General features: G+C 70.1%; 3 protein-coding genes. All 3 read left to right on the forward strand.

Annotated elements, in window-relative coordinates; translation table 11 throughout:
• The first annotated feature begins 88 nt into the window (after positions 1-88).
• Entirely contained in the window at positions 89-3,349 is a 3,261-nt protein-coding gene (locus tag Q1L59_RS11090; protein WP_300332174.1) for an SUMF1/EgtB/PvdO family nonheme iron enzyme, read from the forward strand.
• A 556-nt stretch (positions 3,350-3,905) separates the two neighbouring features.
• Positions 3,906-5,435 (forward strand): methyl-accepting chemotaxis protein, encoded by a 1,530-nt coding sequence (locus Q1L59_RS11095; protein ID WP_300332176.1) that lies wholly within the window; start codon positions 3,906-3,908, stop codon positions 5,433-5,435.
• A 229-nt stretch (positions 5,436-5,664) separates the two neighbouring features.
• Positions 5,665-7,659: toll/interleukin-1 receptor domain-containing protein (locus tag Q1L59_RS11100; RefSeq protein ID WP_300332178.1), on the forward strand; the 1,995-nt coding region annotated here is incomplete at its 3' end.

A 7,659-nucleotide genomic window follows, 5' to 3' on the forward strand; every position in this document is an offset into this window, starting at 1 on the left:
GTCGGCCGCCTTCGTCGGCTTCTCACTCTTCCTTGGCCTCCTCCTTCACGCACGCTGCCTGCCCCATGCTGTTCGCTCCGAGTCCACGATGAGACGCGCCGCGCCCGCTACCACACCGACCGACTTCTTCATCAGCTACACGCAAGCCGATGAAGACTGGGCGGCGTGGATTGCCTGGCAGCTCGAAGAGGCCGGCTACCGGACGCTGATCCAGGCGTGGGATTTCGCTGCCGGCGGCAACTTCGTCGGCGAGATGCAGCGCGCACTGCAGACAGCGGCGCGCACGATTGCCGTGCTGTCGGACGAGTACCTGGCGGCGCCCTTTCCGCACGCCGAGTGGACGGCTGCTTTCGCGCAGGACCCGACAGCCGAAGCCGGCCGCCTGCTGCCGGTGCGCGTGGCGGCCTGCCGGCCGGACGGGCTGCTGGGGCAGGTCGTCTACATCGATCTCGTCGGGCTCGACGAGGCGACCGCGCGGACGAAACTGCTGACCGAAGTCTACCGCGGCAGGCGCAAGCCGGCGACGCCGCCCGGCTTTCCGGGCCCAGCCCGGGCGACGTCCGGCGGCGCCGCCACGACGCCATCGCCGCCCGCTTTTCCCGGAAGCGCGGAGAACCCCTTGCGCGCGCTGCAGCAAGCCGTCGTTGCCGGTGGCGAGCTGCCGGAGCTTGCTGAGGCTGCGCTGCGCGAGATCGGGGCCCACTCGCCGCGCACGCTGGCCGAATACCGCCTCGGCCGCATCGCCGAATGGTCGCAGCCGCGGCACGCGCTGAACAAGCGCTTCACGCGGTTGACGCTGCTGCTCGATCAGGGACAGGACGCGCAAGGCGTTCGCTGGCAGCCGCAGGCGCAGAGTTTCGACGACCTGCGCCAGGTGCTTGCCGCCGCGGTCGATGCGCCGGCGCTCGTCGTCCTCGGCCCGCCGGGCTGCGGCAAGAGCACGCTGCTGCGCCGGCTCGAACTCGACCTCGCCTGCGCCGCGCTGCGCGCCGGCGGCGGGGAGGGCGAGCCTCAGGGCACAACGAGTGCGGACGCCGACGCCGACGCCGACGAGAGCGTCATCACCTTCTTCGTGCCGCTCAACCGCTACCGGCCGGCGAACCCCGGCGCAGCGCTGCCGTTGCCGGGCGACTGGCTGACGGCCGAATGGGCGCGCCGCACGCCCGATCTGCCGGCGCTCGCCGACATCCTGCGCGGCCGCCGGCTGCTCCTGCTGCTCGACGCGGTGAACGAAATCCCGCACACCGACGCGGCCGACTACGAACAGCGCATCGAGCTCTGGCGCGACTTTCTCGCCCGACCGCCGACCGGGTGGCGCATGCGGGCGATCTTCTCGTGCCGCAGCCTGGACTACAGCGCCTCGCTGTCGACGCCGGAGTTGTCGGTGCCGCACGTGCGCATCGAACAACTCTCCGACCGCCAGGTTGAAGACTTCCTCGCCGCGTACAGCCCGGCGCACGGCGCCGACCTCTGGCGACAACTGCGCGGCACGCCGCAGCTCGATCTTTTCCGCTCGCCGTTCTACCTACGGCTGTTGATCGCCCAGGCCGGCGAAGGCGGGCCGCTGCTGCGCGGTCGCGCCGCACTGTTCACCGGCTTCGTCCGTCAGGCGCTGCTGCGCGAAATCGAAGCCGGCAATCGGCTCTTCCGCCCCGGCTTCCTGCTCGACCGACGAGACAACGAACATATCGTTCGCCGCGCCTGGCGCAATGCGCTCGACCTGCCGACGCGCGGTCCGCTGCTGCCGGCGCTCAGCCGCCTGGCGCATGCCCTGCAGGCGCGCCGCGCGCCGGGCGAAGCCTCGCGCGTGGGCGTGCCGTGGGACGACGCCTGCCAGCTCCTCGCCGCGGCGGACGCCGCGCCGGCGGCCGAGCTGCTGCACGCCGGCGGCGCGCTGCAGGTGCTCGAAGAACAATGGGACGACATCCTCTACGTCCACCAGTTGTTGCAGGAGTATTTCGCTGCCCGCGCGCTGGCCGCGCATCCGCAACCGGGCCTGGTCGCCGGCGAATGGCGCGCCGACCGCGTCTCGCCCAGCCTGAGCGAAGTCATCGCCGGCCTGGGCGACGCCGACCCGCTGCCGGCGCTGCCGGGCAGCGGCTGGGAAGAGGCCTTTGTCCTCGCCGCGGCGCTGGCGCCGCGCGCCGACGACTTCGTCGCTGCCGTCGGCGCGGTAAACCTGCCGCTCGCCGGTCGCTGCGCCGCGCAGCCGGATGTGGCCGTTTCCGAGCCGTTGCGCCGGCGGCTGCAGGACGAGTTGATCGCCCGCAGCCGCGACCGGGCGGCCGACCTGCGCGCGCGCATCGGCGCGGCGCGCGCGCTGGGCGAACTCGGCGACCCGCGTTACGAACGGCGCAGCGGGCCGCACGGCGCCTACTTGCTGCCGCCGCTGGTGGCGATTGCCGGCGGCGACTACCCGCTGGGCAGCGACGAAGGGCTGTACGACAATGAAGCGCCGGCGCATCGCGTGTCGGTCGCCGCCTTCGCCATTGCCCGTTTTGCGCTGAGCAACGCCGAGTGGCGGCTGTTCATCGAAGCCGGCGGCTACGACGACGAGCGCTGGTGGGAGGGCGAAGCAGCGCAAGCCTGGCGCCGCGGCGAAGGCACGGCCGACGGGCCGAAGGAGGCCTCGCTTGACGCCCGGCGCTGGGTGCAGGACAACCTAGCGGCGGTGCGCCTGTGGCCAGCCGAGGGCCGCATGACTTTGCAGCGGCTGACCGATTGGGAGAAGTGGTGCGCGATGTCCGACGCCGAGTTTGCAGCGCTGCTTGAAGGCGAGTACCCGTCCGGTCGGCAGAGGCAGCCGACGTACTGGAACGATCCAGCGTTCAACCAGGCGGCGCAGCCGGTAGTCGGTGTGTCCTGGTACGAAGCGTGCGCGTACTGCGCGTGGCTGTCGGAGCAGACAGGGCAGGCGTGGCGGTTGGCGAGCGAGGCGGAGTGGGAAGCTGCGGCGCGCGGAAGGGCGGGTCGGCGTTACCCGTGGGGAGACGATTTCGACCCTGCACGCGCGAACACCTTCGAAACGCACGCGCGTACAACGACGCCGGTGGGGGTGTTTGCCGGCGGCGACACGCTGGAGGCCGTGGCCGATCTGAGCGGCAACGTCTGGGAATGGACGAGCAGCGCGTACGAGTCGTACCCCTACGTGGCGGACGATGGGCGCGAAGATCCGGATCGGACGACGCCCCGGCGCGTGGTGCGCGGCGGCTCTTGGTTCGACGACCGCGACTTCGCGCGCTTTACTTACCGCGGCCGCCGCCATCCTGGAACCCGCAACAACGCCCTTGGCGTTCGGGTGGTGTGTGTGTCCCCCATCCTTTTGAACCGCTGCCCACCGGAATGCTGATCACTGATTTTCTGATCTTCTGCTCCTCTGTCGCCGCGCAGCGGCGTCGTTCTTCGGCTTTTCCGCTTTTCACCGGGCGCGCAGCGCCCGCGCCTTGTTGCGGGCGATTTTCTCCGTGTTTCCACTGAGCTTTCCGAGAAACTACGGATGGTGCAAGCCCCTTGGTCTCGTTACGCTTGTGTGGTGCGCGCTACGGCTGAGGGCGGCGTCGCCTGTCACCGTTGGGCTGGCGGTGCGGCGGGTGAAGGGCGGTTTTGCTCGTCGCCGGGCGAGCAGCGAGCATCGCCTGTGGAGCCCTCCCGGCAGAGCCCGAGACGCTCGCGAACGGAAGGCGAGATCCGGTGAAGCGGCGTCGTCCGTGCACGCCGGTTGGCCGAGCTCTCGGCCTGGCCGTCCCGTCCGCGGCTTGACCGTGCCGGCAACGAGCGGCTTCGCTGGCTGGCGTGCCCTTTTTGCCGGAGGGGCTGGCTCCCGGTCTCGGGCGTAGCGCGTTTATCGCCTGCCGCCGTTGCTGCGCGGCGGGCGTGTTCGCGTTCTTTGACCGGGGGAGATATCGATGTTCCGCAATCTCAATCTGGGTACCCGCCTGGGAGCTGCCTTCGCTGCCGTACTCATCCTGCTGCTTGGCGTCGCCGGGATCGGCTTCAAGCGTGTTGGCGACCTGCAGGCCGAGATCAGCGATCTGGTCCAGGACAAGAACCGGAAAGTCAGGCTGGCCAACGAGCTCAACGACATCGTGCATGTGGCTGCCGCGTCGCGCCTGAACATGTTGATTCTGCGCAACGACGAGGCGAGTCACAACGAACTCGAGCAACGCGCGGCAGCGAGCAAGCGGGCGACCGAGATCATCGACACGCTCGCCGGTTTGCGCGATGGCGAGGCGGGCGAGGCGGGCAAGGCAGCGCTGGCGGCGATCGTGCAGGCGCGGGCGGCGTCGAACGCGATGTCCGGCACGCTGCAGGAGATGATCAAGGCGAAGGAATGGGAGGCGGCGGTCAGCCATTTCGGCAAGCACTATCGTCCGGCGCAAGCGGCTTATCTGAAAGCCATCGGCGATTTCGTCGGGCAGCAGAATGAGCGCGCCGAGGAGGTCAGCCGGCGAGCGGAGGGGCTGGTCGCCTCGACGCACGTGCTGATCGCCGGCCTGGCCGCGGCGGCGGTCTTGCTCGGTGGCGCGCTGGCGACCTGGATTTGCCTTTCGATTACGCGACCGATCCACAGCGCGCTGCAGGTTGCCGGCGCGCTCGCCGAGGGTGATCTGTCGGTCGGCATCGAGGCGGATGGCAAGGACGAACTCGGCCAGTTGCTGACGGCGATGCAGGCGATGGTCGGTAAGCTGGGTACGATCATCGGCGAGGTGCTCGCCGCCGCCGACAATGTATCGAACGCCTCCGGCCAGGTGTCGTCCACCGCCGTTTCGCTCTCGCAGTCGACCAGCGAGCAGGCGGCGGCGGCCGAGGAAACCAGTGCCAGCATCGAAGAGATGAGCGCCGCGATCGTGCGCAACAGCGAGAACGCGAAAGTCACCGAGGGCATGGCCGCGGGCGCTGCGCGGCAGGCGGGCGAGGGCGGTGCGGCGGTGGCTCGCACGGTCGAGGCGATGAAGAGCATCGCCGGCAAGATCGGCATCGTCGACGACATCGCCTACCAGACGAATCTGCTGGCGCTCAACGCAGCGATCGAGGCGGCGCGCGCCGGCGAGCACGGCAAGGGCTTCGCCGTCGTTGCCGCCGAGGTGCGCAAACTCGCCGAACGCAGCCAGGTTGCCGCGCAGGAAATCGGCACGCTGGCGCGTGATTCGGTCGGCCTCGCGGAAGGCGCCGGCGCGCTGCTCGTCGAAATGGTGCCGTCGATCCGCAAGGTGTCCGACTTCGTGCGCGAAATCGCCGCCGCCTCGCACGAGCAGTCCACGCGGGTTGGCCAGATCAGCAGCGCGATGGGCCACTTGAATCAGGCGACGCAGCAGAACGCTTCGGCCTCCGAGCAACTCGCCGCGACGGCCGAAGAACTCGGTGCGCAGGCCATACAGTTGCAGGAGCTGATGGACTTTTTCCACCTTGGCCGCAAGGCGCACATCGCCGGCTGAGCCGCTGCCGGCGGCCGCAGCGCCGGGCTGGTCGTCGCGCCGCTGACGATCGCGCGATGACGCGCGACTGGCCTGGCGATCCTCTCCGCAGCACGGGTATTTTCGGCTAATATCATCGTCCCCGGCATCGCTCGCCGAGAGCGGACGACACCGGACGGCATTGCCGAGAGCAGCGCGCAGCGCTGGCCAGTTTCTCGGCATTCCGCCTACCGCCCAGCCCGAGCCCACGATGACTTCCAGCGCCGCGACGCCGCCGATCGACTTCTTCGTCAGCTACACGCAGGCCGACCGCGCGTGGGCCGAGTGGATTGCCTGGCAGCTCGAAGACGCGGGCTACAAGACATTGATTCAGGCATGGGACTTCGACCCGGGCAGCAATTTCGTCAGCGCGATGCAGCGCGCGCTGCAGAAGGCCGAGCGCACGATTGCCGTGTTGTCGGACGCCTACTTCGCTTCGGGCTTCACCGAGGCCGAATGGACAGGCGCTTTCGCGGCGGGTCGCCAGCGTCTGCTGCCGGTGCGCGTGCGCGACTGTCGGCCGGATGGCTTGCTCGCTGCCATCGTCTACCTCGATCTGGTCGGTGCTGACGAGGTGGCAGCGCGCGCGAAGCTGCTCGCCGGAGTCGAACGCGGGCGGCGCAAGCCGCCGACGGCGCCGCCATTCCCGGGCGCTGCAGCATCGGCGCCGCCGGCTTTCCCCGGCGTTGCGCGCGCTCCGCTGAGCGGGCTGCGCCGGGCGATCATCGACGGCGGCGAGCTGCCGGAAATCAGCGAAGCCGCGCTGCACGAGATCCTCGCCGCTTCGCCGCGCACGCTGAGCGACTACCGACTGGCGCGCATTGCCGAATGGTCGCAGCCGCGCTACGCGCTGAACAGGCGCTTCACGCGGCTGACGCTGCTGCTCGACCAGGGGCAGGACGCGCAAGGCATGCGCTGGCAGGCGCAGCCGCAGAGCTTCGACGATCTGCGCCAGGTGCTCGCGGCCGCGGCCGACGCGCCGGCACTCGTCGTTCTCGGCCCGCCCGGCTGCGGCAAGAGCACGCTGCTGCGCCGGCTGGAACTCGACCTGGCGTACGACGCACTACGCGCGGCAGAAGGCAAAGGGAAGGGCCAAGGCGAAGGGGAAGGCCAGGGCACAGGCGAAGGCACAGGCGAAGGCACAGGCGAAGGCACAGGCGCAGCCCGGGCGGTGGGCGGAGTAGCCGCCGACGGCTGGGTGAGCTTCTTTGTCCCGTTGAACCGCTACCGACCGGCGCGCGCCGGCGAAGCGCTACCGTCGCCGGATGACTGGCTGGCGGCCGAATGGGAGCGGCGCACGCCGCACCTGCCGCCGCTCGCCGATTTCCTGCGGCGCGGCCGGGTGCTTCTCCTGCTCGATGCGGTCAACGAAATCCCGCACGGCGACGCGGCGGACTACGCACAGCGGATCGACCTATGGCGCGACTTCCTCGCGCGCCTGCCGCATGGCGTGCGCGCGATCTTTTCGTGCCGCCGCCTCGACTACAGCGCATCGCTGTCGACGCCGGAGCGTTCGGTGCCGCACGTGCGCATCGAACAACTCGCCGACCGTCAGGTCGAAGACTTCCTCGCCGCATACAGCCCGACGCACGGCGCCGACCTCTGGTCGCAACTGCGCGGCACGCCGCAACTCGATCTCTTCCGCTCGCCGTTCTACCTGCGCCTGCTGATCGCCCAGGCGGGTGAAGGCGGGCCGCCGCTGCGTGGGCGCGCCGCCCTGTTCACCGGCTTCGTTCGGCAAGCGCTGCTGCGCGAAATCGAAGCTGGCAACCGAATGTTTCGCCCTGGCTACCTGCTCGACGCGCGCGACCACGCACACATCGTCCGCCGCGAATGGCGCAACGCGCTCGAACTGCCGACGCGCGGCCCGCTCCTCCCGGCGCTCAGCCGGCTGGCGCATGCGCTGCAGGCGCGCCGCGCACCGGGCCAAGCCTCGCGCGTGCGCGTGCCGTGGGACGACGCCTGCGAACTCCTCAGCGCTTCGGGCGGCGGCGTACCGGCGGCCGAGCTGCTGTGCGCCGGCAGCGCGCTGCAGGTGCTCGAAGAACAATGGGACGACCTCCTCTACGTCCACCAGTTGCTGCAGGAATACTTCGCCGCGCGCTGGCTGGCTGCGCACCCGCAGGCGGAACTCGCCGCCAGCGAATGGCGCGCGGCGACGATCTCGCCCAGCCTGGACGAAGTGATCGCCGGTCTCGGTGACGCC

The sequence above is a fragment of the Accumulibacter sp. genome, assembly GCF_029255125.1.
Taxonomy (GTDB): Bacteria; Pseudomonadota; Gammaproteobacteria; order Burkholderiales; family Rhodocyclaceae; genus Accumulibacter.

Coding starts and splice junctions, on each gene's coding strand:
- Q1L59_RS11090 (WP_300332174.1), top strand. CDS start 89: ATGAGACGCGCCGCGCCCGCTACCACACCGACCGACTTCTTCATCAGC.
- Q1L59_RS11095 (WP_300332176.1), top strand. CDS start 3,906: ATGTTCCGCAATCTCAATCTGGGTACCCGCCTGGGAGCTGCCTTCGCT.